Raw genomic sequence first — 13519 nt, forward strand, 5'->3', positions numbered from 1 at the left:
ATCAGGCTTCGTCAGTGTTCGGCTTGAGCGAGTGATCGCGCCCGAGGCCGGAAACGTGTTGTTTGGGATGTTCATCGAGTTCGCCGGGGACTTTCTCGCCCGAATCCTTGCCCTCGCTGGACATGTGTTCGATCACCGCATTCATCTCCGCACCGAGCAACAACACGGCGGCGGAAATGTAGAAATACAGCAACAGCACGATGATTGCACCGATGCTGCCATACATGGCGTTGTAGTTGGCGAACGTCTTGACGTAGAACGCGAAGCCCAGGGACGCGATGATCCACACCACCACCGCCAGCACCGAGCCGGGGGTGATGAAACGGAATTCCTGTTTGACGTCGGGCATCACGTAGTAGATCAGCGCCACGGCCACCATCATCAGGATCACGATCACCGGCCAGCGGGCGATGGTCCACAGGGTGACGATGACTTCTTCGAGCCCGACCTGCGCGGCGATCCAGCCCATCACCTGCGGGCCGAGCACCATCAGCGCTGCGGCCACCAGCAACATGCCGGCGATGCCGACGGTGTAGATGATCGACAGCGGAAAGCGCTTCCACAGGGGCCGCCCCTCGACCACGTCGTAGGCGGCGTTCATCGCGCTCATCATCAGGCGCACGCCGGCAGACGCGGTGTACAGGGCGATGACGATACCCACCGAAAGCAGGCCGCCCTTGGATTGCTGCAGTTGATCGATCACCGGGTTGACCTGCTCCAGCGCCTGGGGCGGCAACACCAGCTCCGATTGCAGGCGCAGCCAGGAGAAGAAGTCCGGCAGGTGCAGGAAACCGATCAGGGCAATCAGAAACAGAATGAACGGGAACAGCGAGAACAGCATCTGGTAGGCCAGTGCCGAGGCGTAGGTCGACATCTCGTCGTCGACGAATTCGGTGACCGTGCGCACCATCACCCGGTGCAGGGGCAGACCTTTCATGTCGGGGAAAATCATTCGCGTCTCCTTTCGCCGCAAAACAGGTTGAAGTCGTGGCGACTCAGGGGCCGTTTTTCTCTCATCAAAGTAGCTTACTTGGCGACTTTGAAACACTGTGTTCCTTGACCGCATGTGAGCGGGATACGAAAACGGCCATCCTTGGATGGCCGCTTCGCTGTTTCGTTCAAGGCCTGATCAGGCCTTGTCGACGCCTTTCTTGACCGCATCCTTGGCTTTGCCCACCGCTTGCTGGGCCTCGCCTTTCTTCTCTTGCACTTTGCCTTCGGCCTGCAGTTTGGTGTTATCGGTGGCTTTACCGACACCTTGCTTGACGTTGCCGACCGCTTCGTTGGCCATGCCTTTCACTTTATCGCTCGTGCTACCCATGGTGATTCTCCTTGGAACATTAACGGGGGAAAGTCAGTACGTAATGATTGACTGACCCGGTTTGCGCCAAGTTTCATTTATTTTCAGGGCTTCATTTCGTCGCGGTGTGCAGGTTGGGCTTTATGTTTACGAGCGTACCCCCGAGAATGCCCATCAAAAGGGCGCCAGGCGCCACAGAACCGACCCCGCAGGAATGTTATGAAACTCGATAAAAAGCAGGCCATCGCCCGTCGCAACCAGGAATTGGGCGGTGCCGTGCTCGGCACCAACAACTGCCACTTCGCCGAACTGAACCGTAACCGCAACATCTGGTGGTTCGACCTGCCGGTGTCGCGCCTGGCGATCGGTCAGTACGAGTGGATCCACCTGTTGATGCACACCCCGGCCACCGACGAACTGTTGCATCTGAAAGTGCCGACCGTGTTCCTGCGCGAGAAACTCGAAGGCCTGGTGATCCGCAACGAAGGCAAACGCAAGGCGGCCCTGAGCCTGGAACTGAGCGCCGACAAGGACTCGTACCTGCAGGACATGCGCCCGGCGGGCACCAACGTGAACTTCGCGCCGTTCCGCCAGTAGCAGAAAAAGCTTCGCGAGCAAGCCCGCTCCCACATTCGCCTGTATTCCAATTGGAGGAACGCGGTTGAATGTGGGAGCGGGCTTGCTCGCGAAAGCGACCTCACAGTCACTACAAATCTACAACCTGCACTAACAAAAAGCCCCGCATCTGCGGGCTTCCTGTTTTACGCGGCGTTCTTCGCCTTGATCTTCTTCAGCTCTTCGTCACGCAGTTCGCGACGCAGGATCTTGCCGACGTTGGTGGTCGGCAACGCATCGCGGAACTCCACGGAACGCGGCACCTTGTAGCCGGTGACGTTGGCGCGCATGTGCTCCATCACCTGTTCCTTGGTCAGGGTGACACCCGGTTTGGCGACGATGAAGATCTTGATCGCCTCGCCGGATTTTTCGTCCGGAACGCCGATGGCTGCGCACTGCAACACGCCCGGCAGGGCCGCCAGCACGTCTTCCAGTTCGTTCGGATACACGTTGAAACCGGACACCAGAATCATGTCTTTCTTGCGATCGACGATGCGCATGTAGCCGTCCGGCTGGATCAGCGCGATGTCGCCGGTCTTCAGCCAGCCTTCGCTGTCGAGCATTTCATCGGTGGCTTCCTGGCGCTGCCAGTAGCCCTTCATCACTTGCGGGCCCTTGACGCACAGCTCGCCGATTTCGCCCAGCGGCTGCTCGACACCGGCGTCGTCAATGACTTTGCACAGGGTCGACGGCACCGGAATGCCGATGGTGCCGATCTGGATGTTCTGGATCGGGTTGACCGTGGCCACCGGGCTGGTTTCGGTCATGCCGTAACCTTCGCAGATCGGGCAACCGGTGACCGCTTTCCAGCGCTCGGCTGCGGCCAGTTGCAGGGCCATGCCGCCGGACAGGGTGACTTTCAGCGCCGAGAAATCCAGCTTGCGGAAACCTTCGTTGTTGCACAGGGCCACGAACAGCGTGTTGAGGCCGACGAAGCCGCTGAACTTCCACTTCGAGAGTTCCTTGACCATTGCCGGCAGGTCGCGCGGGTTGCTGATCAGGATGTTGTGGTTACCGATCAGCATCATCGCCATGCAATGAAAGGTGAATGCATAGATGTGGTACAGCGGCAGTGGCGTGATCAGGATCTCGCAACCTTCATTAAGGTTGGAGCCCATCAGCGCCTTGCACTGCAGCATGTTGGCGACGAGGTTGCGATGGGTGAGCATCGCGCCCTTGGCCACGCCGGTGGTGCCGCCGGTGTATTGCAGCACCGCGACGTCGCCGCTGTCCGGGTTGGCTTCTGCCACCGGCTGGCCCTGGCCCTTGCTCAGCACGTCGTTGAACTTGACGGCTTTTGGCAGGTGATAGGCTGGAACCATTTTCTTCACGTACTTGATGACGCTGTTGATCAGCAGGCGCTTGATCGGCGGCAGCAGGTCGGCGACTTCGGTGACGATGACGTGTTTGACGCCGGTTTTCGGCACCACGGCTTCGGCCAGGTGCGCCATGTTCGCCAGGCACACCAGCGCCTTGGCACCGGAGTCGTTGAATTGGTGTTCCATTTCCCGCGCGGTGTACAGCGGGTTGGTGTTGACCACGATCAGCCCGGCACGGATGGCACCGAAGACGGCGACCGGGTACTGCAGCACGTTGGGCAGTTGCACGGCGATTCGATCACCGGGCTGCAAATCGGTATGCTGTTGCAGATAAGCGGCAAACGCACCGGACAATTCGTACAGTTCACCGTAGGTGATGGTCTTGCCCAGGTTGCTGAACGCCGGTTTGTCGGCGAAGCGTTGGCAGGATTGCTTCAACACTGCCTGAATATTCGGGTACTCGTCTGGATTGATGTCGGCAGCAATTCCAGCGGGGTACTTATCCTTCCAAAAGTCTTCGATCATGGAAGCCCACTCCTCAGCAACGCGAATTCAGCACCGCATTTGATGCGATTATTATTGGTGTTTGTTTATTGGTGAGTCTGGCTTTTTACAAGGCCGAGAAGTCACAAAGCGCGCCGAGAGTAGCAGCTTTGCCAAAGGTCGACTAGAGCCAAAAGCGGCCCCTACAGTCATTTTAATGACTCAAGAACTACTGGCAGTCATTTTAGAGCAAAAATCCTATAGCACCTTGAAAGTCCCGGTTTTCGGGGGCTTGAAACAAAAAAATCGCGAGCGGGCTCGCTTCCACAGGTTCANTCCTGTGGGAGCGAGCCCGCTCGCGATTAGAGTGAAGCGCAATTCTTTTATGCGATATCGCGTAACTCTCTGCGCAGAATTTTCCCGACAGGCGTCATCGGCAACGACTCACGCAGCACGATGTGTTTTGGCACCTTGTAAGCGGTGAAATTTTCTTTGCAGTAGGCCTTCAGCTCTTCCAGGCTGACTCCAGTTTCCCGCGCCACCACAAACAGCTTCACCGCCTCGCCGGAACGCTCGTCCGGCACGCCGATCACTGCGCAGTTGGCAACTTTCGGGTGGGCCATCACCACGTCTTCGATTTCGTTCGGGTACACGTTGAAACCGGAGACGATGATCATGTCTTTCTTGCGGTCGACGATACGCACGAAACCGTCCGGGTCGATGACTGCAATGTCGCCGGACTTGAACCAGCCCTCGGCATCCAGCACTTCGGCGGTGGCCTCGGGCTTGTTCCAGTAGCCCTTCATGATCTGCGGGCCCTTGATGCACAACTCGCCGCGCTCGCCCAGCGGCTGCTCGACGCCGTCGTCGTTGATGACTTTCAACAAAGTGCCCGGCACCGGCAGACCGACCGTGCCGATCCGCGACAGCTCGCCGTACGGGTTGGTGCAGGCCACCGGCGAGGTTTCGGTCAGGCCGTAACCTTCGGTAATCCGGCAACCGGTGATCTGCTCCCAACGCTCGGCGGTGGCCTTGACCAGCGCGGTGCCGCCGGAGTTGGTGAGCTTGAGGGTGGAGAAATCCAGGGTCTTGAAGTCCGGATGATCCATCAGCGCGACAAACAGCGTGTTGAGCCCCAGCAGCGCCGAGAACTTCCAGTTCTTCAGCTCCTTGATGAAGCCGCCGATGTCACGCGGGTTGGTGATCAGTACGTTGTGGTTGCCCGACACCATCATGCACATGCAATTCGCGGTGAACGCATAGATGTGGTAAAGCGGCAGCGGCGCAATCATCACCTCCTGCCCTTCGCGCAACAGCGGCTGGCCGTCGCTGCCAAACTGACCAAGGCAGGCGCGCACCTGCTGCATGTTCGCCACCAGATTGCCGTGGGTGAGCATCGCGCCCTTGGCCAGGCCGGTGGTGCCGCCGGTGTATTGCAGGACGGCGATGTCATCCAGGCCGACCTTCAACGGCTTGATGCCCAGGCCCCGACCCATGCGCAACGCGCTCTTGAAGGAAATCGCCTGGGGCAGCGAATACGCCGGCACCATCTTCTTCACTTTGCTGACCACAGTGTTGACCAGCCAGCCCTTGGCGGTGGGCATCAGGTCGCCCATCTTCGCTTCGATCAGATACTGGATGTCGGTGTCCGGCAGCACTTCCTGGACCTTCTGGCCGAACATGTTCAGGTACACCAGCGCCCGGGCGCCGGAGTCCTTGAACTGGTGGCGCATTTCCCGCGCGGTATACAGCGGGTTGGTGTTGACCACGATCAGCCCGGCGCGCAACGCGCCGAACACGGCAATCGGATAATGCAGGACGTTGGGCATCTGCACCGCGATGCGATCCCCCGGCGCCAGATCGGTGTGGGCTTGCAGATAACCGGCGAACGCGGCGCTCTGGCGCTCCAGCTCGGCGTAGGTCAGGGTCACGCCCATGTTGCTGAACGCCGGGCGATCAGCGAACTTCTTGCAGGAACGCTCGAACACCTCGATCACCGACTTGAATTCACCCGCGTCGATGTCCAGGGGTACGCCCGCCGGGCGTTTGTCATTCCAGAAATCAGGTTGCATTGTTCTTGTCCTCTTTACCTGAGCCGATCCGGGGCCGCTTCGCTGTCATTTCTTTCTGTCCCTGAAAAAGCCGAGAGCAAAAAGCGGGGCTTCACGGACACTAGCAGCTATGGTCAATCAGGCAAATATGGGCAAGGTCGTCATTGATCGTGTGAATCTTCCTGCCGTGGCGTGAGCTGATCGGACGCGCTATACAATGCAACCTCTGCACGACGCTTGAGCAAAAACAGGCCGCAAAAGGAATCGCCATGATCCACGACACCTTCTGGCTGGACGCGAGTGACCGCAGCCGCCTCTTCGTCAACCTGTGGCTGCCGAACGCGCCGCTGAAAGCGGTGATTCTGCTGGCCCACGGCATGGCGGAACACAGCGCCCGCTACGCTCGGCTGGCAGAGGCGTTCTGCGCCGAAGGCTACGGTGTGTACGCTCTTGACCAGCGTGGCCATGGCAAAACCGCCGATCATGGGACGCTCGGGCATTTCGCCGATGACGACGGCTGGTGCAAGGTGGTTGGAGATATCGCGAGCCTCAACCAGTTCCTCGGCCAGCGTCATCCAGGGGTTCCGATCGTGCTGCTCGGGCACAGCATGGGCAGTTACATTGCCCAGGCTTATTTACTGCATCACAGCGCCAGCCTGCATGGCGCGATTCTCAGCGGCTCGAATTTCCAGCCGGTTGCGCTGTACCGCGCGGCCCGGCAGATCGCCCGGTTTGAAAAGCTGCGCCAGGGCGCCAAGGGTCGCAGCGCGCTGATCGAATGGCTGTCGTTCGGCTCGTTCAACAATAAATTCAAACCGGCGCGCACCGCATTTGACTGGCTGAGTCGCGACCCGGCCGAGGTCGACAAGTACGCCACCGACCCGCTGTGCGGCTTTCGCTGCACCAATCAGATGTGGATCGACTTGCTCGGCGGGTTGCAGCAAATCAGCAAAGCGTCCAATCTCGCCCAGATTGATCCGGGCCTGCCGCTGCTGGTGATCGGCGGCGAATGTGATCCGGTGAGCGAAGGCAAGCGTCTGACTGATCTGGCCAATGCCTTGCGCGCGGCCGGCAGCCAGAACCTGCAACTCACGATCTACCCGCAGGCGCGGCACGAATTGTTCAACGAGAGCAACCGCGACGAAGTGACCGCCGATGTGCTGGCCTGGATCGACCAGGCCCTGAGCCATCGCCGGCCGCACCGCAGCGAATAATTTTTTGTGGATTCATTTCATCCGTCACAGGAATTCAGACCCATGACCCAGGTTACCAACATCCCTTACGAAGCCCTCGAAGTGGGCCAGACCGCGAGCTACAGCAAGACTGTCGAGGAACGCGACATTCAGCTGTTCGCCGCGATGTCCGGTGACCACAACCCGGTGCACCTGGACGCCGAGTTCGCCGCCGCCAGCATGTTCAAGGAACGCATCGCCCACGGCATGTTCAGCGGTGCGCTGATCAGTGCGGCCGTGGCTTGCGAGCTGCCTGGACCGGGCACCATTTATATTGGCCAGCAGATGAGCTTCCAGAAGCCGGTGAAGATCGGCGACACCCTGACAGTACGTCTGGAGATTCTGGAGAAACTGCCGAAATTCCGCGTGCGTATTGCCACGCGCGTATTCAACCAGCGCGATGAGCTGGTGGTGGATGGCGAAGCCGAGATCCTGGCCCCGCGTAAACAGCAAACCGTTACCTTGCCGACCTTGCCGGCCATCAGCATCGGCTGATGGTCCCCCGGTTAAATCCGGACACAAAAAAACGCCAGACCAGCTGGCGTTTTTTGTGGGCTTCGAACGCTTACGAGCGTGCGCGAGCCTGGTTACGCAGCGCCTTCACCTGATCGTGATTGCGTTGCACGCCGTGGTACTGGCGCTCCACCAGGTCACGAATGCCGACCAGGTTGTGCTTGTTGATCTTCTCGATCGCTTCACGATAAGCCTTCAGCGCATGGTCTTCACCGCGCTCGGCTTCGTTGAGCACAGCCTCTTCGTCCTTGCCGGTGAACATCGCTTTGACGTCGACCCAGCGACGGTGCAGATCACCGCTGACGCTGGTCGAGGTTTCCGGATCGCCGCCCATCGAACGCACGGCCGCCTGTAACTCGGCCGCCGCCGTGGCGCAATCGGCAGAGCGCTGGGTGAACAGGGCTTTCAGTTCTGGGTGCTTGATGTCTTCAGCGCAGGTCTTGAAGCCTTCCTGACCGTCCTTGCTGGTTTCGATCAGGTCGTTGAGGACGGAGATGGCTTCTTTATTCATGTCAGTCATTTTTCAATTCCTTGCGTGGTGAAAGATACAAGGAGTGTTGCAGTGGTCGTGCCAGCTTTTCGAAAAGAAATTAATCGTTAATTTTCAATGACTTAAAAATAAAACGAAAATCTGTATGCCTGTTATTTGCATGATCTGTCATTTGGCCTGCATGCAGAATGCCTGTATTTTCCAACGTGTTTTCAAACCCAGACGATTTCAACGATGAACCCTGAAAAGCTCGAACTGCTGATCACCCGCGAAATGCCCTTCGGCAAGTACAAGGGCCGGATCATTGCCGACCTGCCGGGCCCGTACCTGAACTGGTTCGCCCGGGAAGGTTTTCCCCATGGAGAACTGGGCGGGCTGCTGGCATTGATGCAGGAAATCGATCACAACGGCCTGTCGGAACTGCTCGAACCGCTGCGCGCCAAACATGGCAAGCCTGCCCCGCGCCACTGAGGCGTCATCCTGATCCGAGTCGAGTCGACCATGCCCGATAACACCCGCCGCGCCCGAGACGAAGCCTTCTGGCAAACCTTCGCCGACCGTTACGATCGCCACCCCGGCCCCGTGAACCTGGAGAACGGCTACTTCGGACGGATGTCGCGCACCGTGATCGAGGAGTATCAGCGCAACGTCGAGCTGATCAACAACAGCAACTCGATCTACGTGCGCCAACGTTTCGAACAGCACGACCTCCTCGACATCCGCGCGCAACTGGCCGAGCTGATCGGCGTCCGCGCGCAAAGCGTGGCGTTCACCCACAACGCCACTGCCGGCCTGCAATCGCTGATCCGCAACTACAACCGCCTGCAGCCAGGCGACCAGGTGCTGATCTGCGATCTGGAGTACGACACGGTCAAGGGCGCCATGCGCTGGCTGGCGCAGCATCGCGGGGTCGAGGTGATCGAGATCGAGCACGCCCACCCGGCCAGCTTCGACAGCCTGCTGGCGACTTACCGCGAAGCCTTTACCCGCTATCCGAAGCTCAAGCTGATGGCGCTGACTCACGTCACCCACCGCACCGGGCTGGTGATGCCGGTGCAGGCCATTGCCTCGCTGGCCAAGGAGCATGGCGTCGATATCATCCTTGATGGCGCCCATGCTCTCGGGCAGATCGAGTTCGACCTCGAAGCGTTGGGCATCGCCTTCGCCGGGTACAACCTGCACAAGTGGATCGGCTCGCCGCTGACCCTCGGCTTTATCTACATTGCACCGCAGCGCCTGGCCGACATCGACCCGGACATGGGCGAGATGCATTTTTCGGCTGACGACATCCGTTCGCGCACGCCTTACAGCACGCCGAACATTCCGGCGTTGATGACCTTGCCACTGGTGTTCGAGGAACACCGCGCACTGGGTGGCGCGGCCGCCAAAGGCGCGCGGATGAATTACTTGCGCAACCTGTGGGTGAGCGCCGTGCGCAATCTGCCGGGCATCGAAGTCACGACCCCGGACGATCCGCGTCTGTATTGCGGCATCACCTCGCTACGCTTTACCCGGCATGCCGACCAGCAGGCGATGGTCGAACGCCTGCTCAACGACTACAACCTGTTCACCGTGGTGCGCAACGGCGCGGCCTGTGGGCCATGCATCCGTATCACGCCGTCGCTGACCACCACGGCGACGGAAATCCAGCTGCTGGTTCAGGCGCTGAACGAACTGCGTTAAACCGTGTACTTGTCGAAGTCCTCGGGCTTGATCTGCGACGACACCGCAAAGGTGTCGATGCCGATCGTGAGGTGGCCAAAGTAGCCGTCCTCGTGCGAGTCGCGGCCGATCGGCCAGACGGTCAGGGTCGATGCTTCTCCGCCCATAGTGGTGTAGTAGGCATCGTCGGCGTTACACACCGGCGCCGAGCCTCGCCCGCGATAGGCCTTGTTATTGAGCACGCCGCGGGAGACCACCTCCGGGAAATACAGTTGGCCGACCCAGGCTACATTGCGCTCCTCCAGATATTCATTGCCGGCAACGATGCGCACCGCCACGTGAATGTGCAGGGCTCGCCCGGCGTAGAAACCCGGATAGATCGTGGTGAAGCGCACCCTGCCCTTGTGGTCGCTGAACTGACCGCCGCGCAGGTAGGTGTCATCGTCGGTTCGCGGGATCGAGCCGATATCCTCGACGTCGACTTCCAGATCCGGGTTGACCCGACTCCAGCCGGAATACGCGCCGCGTGCGTTGCAGTGCCAGATATCCACCAGCGCACCACTGACCGGCTCGGCGGTCATGGCATCGACGATGGTCAGGCGCAGCAGCAACGGCAGGCCCTCGGCGCCTTCGCTGATGTTGCGGCGCAGCAGTTTGGGATTGCGAAAATAAGGCCCCGCGACTTGCTCGGGGGCCAGTTGATAAACCGATGGAGCTGAAGACTGGTTGTCCATGACGCATTCTCTCTTCCATAAGATGAACGCAGGTTAGCGCCACACGCGAGGCCGGGTGCGGTAACTATGTATCTCGAGATAACGAAGGTTTTTTCGGGCAAAAAAAAACGGCGCACCGACCAAGCGCACCGTTAAAGCCGTAGAACACACAACGAAGTGTAGGGTTGCAACTAATTGAAAAGTATCAGTCCAGCAGCGCCAACGCCTCGGCAGTGCATTCCTGAATGCGGGCCCAGTCGCCGTTCTTGATCCACTCCGGATCGAGCATCCAGCTACCGCCCACGCACATGACGTTTTTCAGCGCCATGTAGCTCTTGATGTTGGCCGGGCCGACGCCGCCGGTCGGGCAGAATTTCACTTCGCCAAACGGGCCGCCGAGGGCCTTGATTGCCGCTACGCCACCGCTGACTTCAGCCGGGAACAGCTTGAAGCGGCGATAACCCAGGCCATAACCTTCCATGATGCCGGAGGCATTGCTGATGCCCGGCAGCAGCGGGATCGGGCTTTCGACACTGGCTTCCAGCAGGTCACGGGTGATGCCCGGGGTGACGATGAATTGCGAACCGGCGGCTTCGGCCGCGGCCAGCATGTTGCGGTCGAGCACGGTGCCGGCACCGGTCACCAGTTCCGGGCGCTGTTCGCGCAGGATCTGGATCGCCTTGAGGCCGAACTGCGAACGCAGGGTCACTTCCAGCGCGGTCAGACCGCCGGCAGCCAGAGCGTCGGCCAACGGCAGCACGTCCTGTTCACGGGCGATGGTGATCACCGGCAGGATCCGCGCCTTGGCGCAGAGACTGTCGATCAGGGCAACTTTGTCCGCCATGGAAACGGTCGGGGATGGAATTGTCATAGCGGCTGTTCCTTGGCTCATGGGCACCAGTAAATCTCTAACGTAGGTTGCAGAAACGCGCGAACCGGCATGGCGGCGACGTCGTTGGATGCCAGTGCGGCATTCAGGGTGGTCAGTTTCGACTGACCGGAAATCGACAGAATCTTGTGCCGCGCCGAGGCCAGCAGCGCCCGGCTCATGGTCAGGCGCTGGCGTGGCACGCTTGGCGCCAGCATCGGCCAGCAGCGACGGGTGCCGTCGGCTTGCAGGGCTTCGGCCAGGTTCGGGCTGTCCGGGAACAGTGATGCGGTGTGACCGTCATCGCCCATGCCCAGTACCAGCACGTCGATGGGCGGCAATTCGGCGAGCAAACGATCAGCCTGGTCCGCAGCCTGCTCGACGTTGGCCGCCGCGCTGTAAAGGCTGAGGAACTGCGCCTTGGCCGCCGGGCCCTTGAGCAGATATTGCTTGAGCAGACCGGCGTTGCTGTCGGCATGTTCGACCGGCACCCAGCGCTCGTCGGCCAGGGTCACGACGACCTTCGACCAGTCCAGTTCCTGCTTGGCCAGGTGCTGGAAAAACGCCACCGGGCTACGGCCGCCGGACACCACCAGCACGGCGTTGCCACGTGCCGCCAGCGCTTCGCTCAACTGCTTGGCGACATTCAGCGCCAGGCCTTCGGCGAGCAGCACCGAGCTCTTGAATTCGCGGGCATTCACGCCCTCGGGCAGTTTCACATCAGATATCGCCATACCACGACCTCCCGTCCCGCGTGATCAATGCAATGGAGCTCATCGGCCCCCACGACCCGGCCGCATACGGCTTGGGCGCGTCACCGGATTTTTTCCACCCGGCGATCAGCTGGTCACACCATTTCCACGCGGCTTCGATTTCATCTTTACGGACAAACAGGTTCTGATTGCCGTTCATCACTTCCAGCAACAAACGCTCGTAGGCATCGGGGATCCGAGCGCTGCGCCAGGTGTCGGAAAAATTCAGTTGCAGCGGACCGCTGCGCAGTTGCATGCCCTTGTCCAGGCCTTGCTCCTTGGTCATGACCCGCAAGGAAATGCCTTCGTCCGGTTGCAGGCGGATGATCAGTTTGTTGCTGATCTGCAGGCGCTGTTCGGGGGCGAAGATGTAGTGCGACGGTTCCTTGAAGTGGATGACAATCTGCGACAGTTTCTGCGGCATGCGCTTGCCGGTGCGCAGGTAGAACGGCACGCCGGCCCAGCGCCAGTTGCGGATGTCGGCACGCAGGGCAACGAAGGTTTCGGTGTCGCTCTGGGCGTTGGAATTCGGTTCTTCGAGGTAGCCCGGCACGGACTTGCCTTCGCTGTGCCCGGCGATGTACTGGCCGCGCACCACCTGCGTGGTGAGGCCTTCCGGGCTGATCGGCGCCAGGGCCTTGAGCACCTTGACCTTCTCGTCGCGGATGCTATCGGCGGACAGGTCGGCCGGCGGATCCATGGCGATCAGGCAGAGCAGTTGCAGCAGGTGGTTCTGGATCATGTCCCGCAGTTGGCCGGCCTTGTCGAAGTAACCCCAGCGGCCTTCGATGCCGACCTTTTCGGCCACGGTGATTTCCACGTGGGAGATGTAGTTCTGGTTCCACTGGGTTTCGAACAGGCTGTTGGCGAAACGCAGGGCGATCAGGTTCTGGACGGTTTCTTTGCCCAGGTAGTGGTCGATGCGGTAGGTGCGGTTCTCCGGGAAGAACTGCGCCACGGCGTCGTTGACCTTGCGCGAGGATTCGAGGTCGGAGCCGATCGGTTTTTCCAGCACCACGCGGGTGTTTTCCGCCAGACCGACGTTCGCCAGGTTCTCGCAGATCGCGCCGTACACCGCCGCCGGAGTGGCGAAGTAGGCAATCATGCGCTGCGTGCTGCCGGCCAGTTCGGCCAGCGCCACATAATCTTCAGCCTTGAGGAAGTCGACGTGCAGATAAGTCAGGCGCGTCAGAAAGCGCTCGGCCACGGCCTCGTCCAGTTCCTTGCCCACGTAACGGCGCAGCTCGGCGGCGATGAACGCCAGGTGCTGCTGCTCGCTGCCCGCCTCACGGGCCAGTGCGATAATGCGCGTGTCCTCGTGCAGCAGGCCGGCGCCATCAAGGTGATAAAGGGCAGGAAACAGCTTGCGCAGGGCCAGATCGCCCAAGGCGCCGAACAAGGCGAAGGTGCACGGTTCAACCGTAATCGAAGGCATGATGTTTGTTCTTTTATCAAGTTAAGCTACAAATACCTTTTTTCAAGGCATCACTCAAGGGAAAATGTAGTAATAACCACAACATT

Annotated in this window: 14 protein-coding genes; 5 read left to right on the top strand and 9 right to left on the bottom strand. The window is 60.1% G+C overall.

The window, feature by feature from the left end:
• Position 1 precedes the first annotated feature (1 nt).
• Together ACTJK9_RS12125 and ACTJK9_RS12130 are read right to left on the bottom strand one after the other, a co-directional pair.
• The gene (locus tag ACTJK9_RS12125; protein WP_039766115.1) at positions 2-952 is read right to left on the bottom strand and encodes a YihY/virulence factor BrkB family protein; all 951 of its coding nucleotides are present in this window, start codon (positions 950-952) and stop codon (positions 2-4) included.
• Between the two features lie 177 nt (positions 953-1129).
• Positions 1130-1321 carry a CsbD family protein gene (locus ACTJK9_RS12130; RefSeq protein ID WP_064598911.1) on the bottom strand — a complete coding sequence of 64 codons (192 nt, stop codon included), beginning with the start codon at positions 1319-1321 and terminating at the stop codon, positions 1130-1132.
• 198 nt (positions 1322-1519) lie between these two features.
• Between ACTJK9_RS12130 and ACTJK9_RS12135 the strand changes: the two genes are divergently transcribed.
• Positions 1520-1897, top strand: coding sequence for a hypothetical protein (locus tag ACTJK9_RS12135; protein ID WP_007951149.1), 378 nt, complete (start codon positions 1520-1522; stop codon positions 1895-1897).
• 164 nt (positions 1898-2061) lie between these two features.
• Here the strand turns inward: ACTJK9_RS12135 and fadD1 are convergent, their stop codons facing one another.
• Positions 2062-3759, bottom strand: a complete 1698-nt coding sequence (fadD1, locus tag ACTJK9_RS12140) for a long-chain-fatty-acid--CoA ligase FadD1 (RefSeq protein WP_074688296.1) — start codon at positions 3757-3759, stop codon at positions 2062-2064.
• 341 nt (positions 3760-4100) lie between these two features.
• Positions 4101-5789 carry a long-chain-fatty-acid--CoA ligase FadD2 gene (gene fadD2 / locus ACTJK9_RS12145; protein ID WP_221397977.1) on the bottom strand — a complete coding sequence of 563 codons (1689 nt, stop codon included), beginning with the start codon at positions 5787-5789 and terminating at the stop codon, positions 4101-4103.
• A gap of 248 nt (positions 5790-6037) precedes the next feature.
• Here fadD2 and ACTJK9_RS12150 point away from each other — a divergent pair, with 248 nt between their 5' ends.
• Together ACTJK9_RS12150 and ACTJK9_RS12155 are read left to right on the top strand one after the other, a co-directional pair.
• Positions 6038-6982, top strand: coding sequence for a lysophospholipase (locus ACTJK9_RS12150; RefSeq protein WP_440814037.1), 945 nt, complete (start codon positions 6038-6040; stop codon positions 6980-6982).
• Positions 6983-7024: 42 nt separating this feature from the next.
• On the top strand, positions 7025-7495 hold the full coding sequence (locus tag ACTJK9_RS12155; RefSeq protein ID WP_003227420.1) for a MaoC family dehydratase: 471 nt from the start codon (positions 7025-7027) through the stop codon (positions 7493-7495).
• A gap of 70 nt (positions 7496-7565) precedes the next feature.
• Here the strand turns inward: ACTJK9_RS12155 and ACTJK9_RS12160 are convergent, their stop codons facing one another.
• Positions 7566-8033: a ferritin-like domain-containing protein gene (locus ACTJK9_RS12160; RefSeq protein WP_064598919.1), complete on the bottom strand. Its 468-nt coding sequence runs from the start codon at positions 8031-8033 to the stop codon at positions 7566-7568.
• Positions 8034-8237: 204 nt separating this feature from the next.
• Between ACTJK9_RS12160 and ACTJK9_RS12165 the strand changes: the two genes are divergently transcribed.
• Positions 8238-8474: a DUF3820 family protein gene (locus ACTJK9_RS12165; RefSeq protein WP_003213031.1), complete on the top strand. Its 237-nt coding sequence runs from the start codon at positions 8238-8240 to the stop codon at positions 8472-8474.
• A gap of 30 nt (positions 8475-8504) precedes the next feature.
• Complete coding sequence (locus ACTJK9_RS12170) at positions 8505-9686, top strand: aminotransferase class V-fold PLP-dependent enzyme (RefSeq protein WP_085610781.1); 1182 nt, start codon at positions 8505-8507, stop codon at positions 9684-9686.
• Here the strand turns inward: ACTJK9_RS12170 and ACTJK9_RS12175 are convergent.
• From ACTJK9_RS12175 to zwf, 4 genes are all read right to left on the bottom strand, one after another.
• Positions 9683-10399 carry an intradiol ring-cleavage dioxygenase gene (locus ACTJK9_RS12175; protein WP_221397979.1) on the bottom strand — a complete coding sequence of 239 codons (717 nt, stop codon included), beginning with the start codon at positions 10397-10399 and terminating at the stop codon, positions 9683-9685. The genes ACTJK9_RS12170 and ACTJK9_RS12175 overlap by 4 nt on opposite strands.
• A 184-nt stretch (positions 10400-10583) precedes the next feature.
• Entirely contained in the window at positions 10584-11249 is a 666-nt protein-coding gene (locus tag ACTJK9_RS12180) for a bifunctional 4-hydroxy-2-oxoglutarate aldolase/2-dehydro-3-deoxy-phosphogluconate aldolase (RefSeq protein WP_064598929.1), read from the bottom strand.
• 17 nt (positions 11250-11266) lie between these two features.
• Entirely contained in the window at positions 11267-11980 is a 714-nt protein-coding gene (gene pgl, locus ACTJK9_RS12185; RefSeq protein WP_440814043.1) for a 6-phosphogluconolactonase, read from the bottom strand.
• Positions 11967-13433 (bottom strand): glucose-6-phosphate dehydrogenase, encoded by a 1467-nt coding sequence (gene zwf, locus ACTJK9_RS12190; protein ID WP_085610784.1) that lies wholly within the window; start codon positions 13431-13433, stop codon positions 11967-11969. Before zwf ends, pgl begins: the two co-directional genes overlap by 14 nt.
• Between the last annotated feature and the right edge of the window lie 86 nt (positions 13434-13519).

Source organism: Pseudomonas sp. 22082 (assembly GCF_052046055.1).
GTDB lineage: Bacteria > Pseudomonadota > Gammaproteobacteria > Pseudomonadales > Pseudomonadaceae > Aquipseudomonas > Aquipseudomonas pharyngis.

Excerpts from the sequence above, each read along its gene's own strand:
- ACTJK9_RS12125 (WP_039766115.1), bottom strand. The coding sequence starts at position 952 with ATGATTTTCCCCGACATGAAAGGTCTGCCCCTGCACCGGGTGATGGTG.
- ACTJK9_RS12130 (WP_064598911.1), bottom strand. The coding sequence starts at position 1,321 with ATGGGTAGCACGAGCGATAAAGTGAAAGGCATGGCCAACGAAGCGGTC.
- ACTJK9_RS12135 (WP_007951149.1), top strand. The coding sequence starts at position 1,520 with ATGAAACTCGATAAAAAGCAGGCCATCGCCCGTCGCAACCAGGAATTG.
- fadD1 (WP_074688296.1), bottom strand. The coding sequence starts at position 3,759 with ATGATCGAAGACTTTTGGAAGGATAAGTACCCCGCTGGAATTGCTGCC.
- fadD2 (WP_221397977.1), bottom strand. The coding sequence starts at position 5,789 with ATGCAACCTGATTTCTGGAATGACAAACGCCCGGCGGGCGTACCCCTG.
- ACTJK9_RS12150 (WP_440814037.1), top strand. The coding sequence starts at position 6,038 with ATGATCCACGACACCTTCTGGCTGGACGCGAGTGACCGCAGCCGCCTC.
- ACTJK9_RS12155 (WP_003227420.1), top strand. The coding sequence starts at position 7,025 with ATGACCCAGGTTACCAACATCCCTTACGAAGCCCTCGAAGTGGGCCAG.
- ACTJK9_RS12160 (WP_064598919.1), bottom strand. The coding sequence starts at position 8,033 with ATGACTGACATGAATAAAGAAGCCATCTCCGTCCTCAACGACCTGATC.
- ACTJK9_RS12165 (WP_003213031.1), top strand. The coding sequence starts at position 8,238 with ATGAACCCTGAAAAGCTCGAACTGCTGATCACCCGCGAAATGCCCTTC.
- ACTJK9_RS12170 (WP_085610781.1), top strand. The coding sequence starts at position 8,505 with ATGCCCGATAACACCCGCCGCGCCCGAGACGAAGCCTTCTGGCAAACC.
- ACTJK9_RS12175 (WP_221397979.1), bottom strand. The coding sequence starts at position 10,399 with ATGGACAACCAGTCTTCAGCTCCATCGGTTTATCAACTGGCCCCCGAG.
- ACTJK9_RS12180 (WP_064598929.1), bottom strand. The coding sequence starts at position 11,249 with ATGACAATTCCATCCCCGACCGTTTCCATGGCGGACAAAGTTGCCCTG.
- pgl (WP_440814043.1), bottom strand. The coding sequence starts at position 11,980 with ATGGCGATATCTGATGTGAAACTGCCCGAGGGCGTGAATGCCCGCGAA.
- zwf (WP_085610784.1), bottom strand. The coding sequence starts at position 13,433 with ATGCCTTCGATTACGGTTGAACCGTGCACCTTCGCCTTGTTCGGCGCC.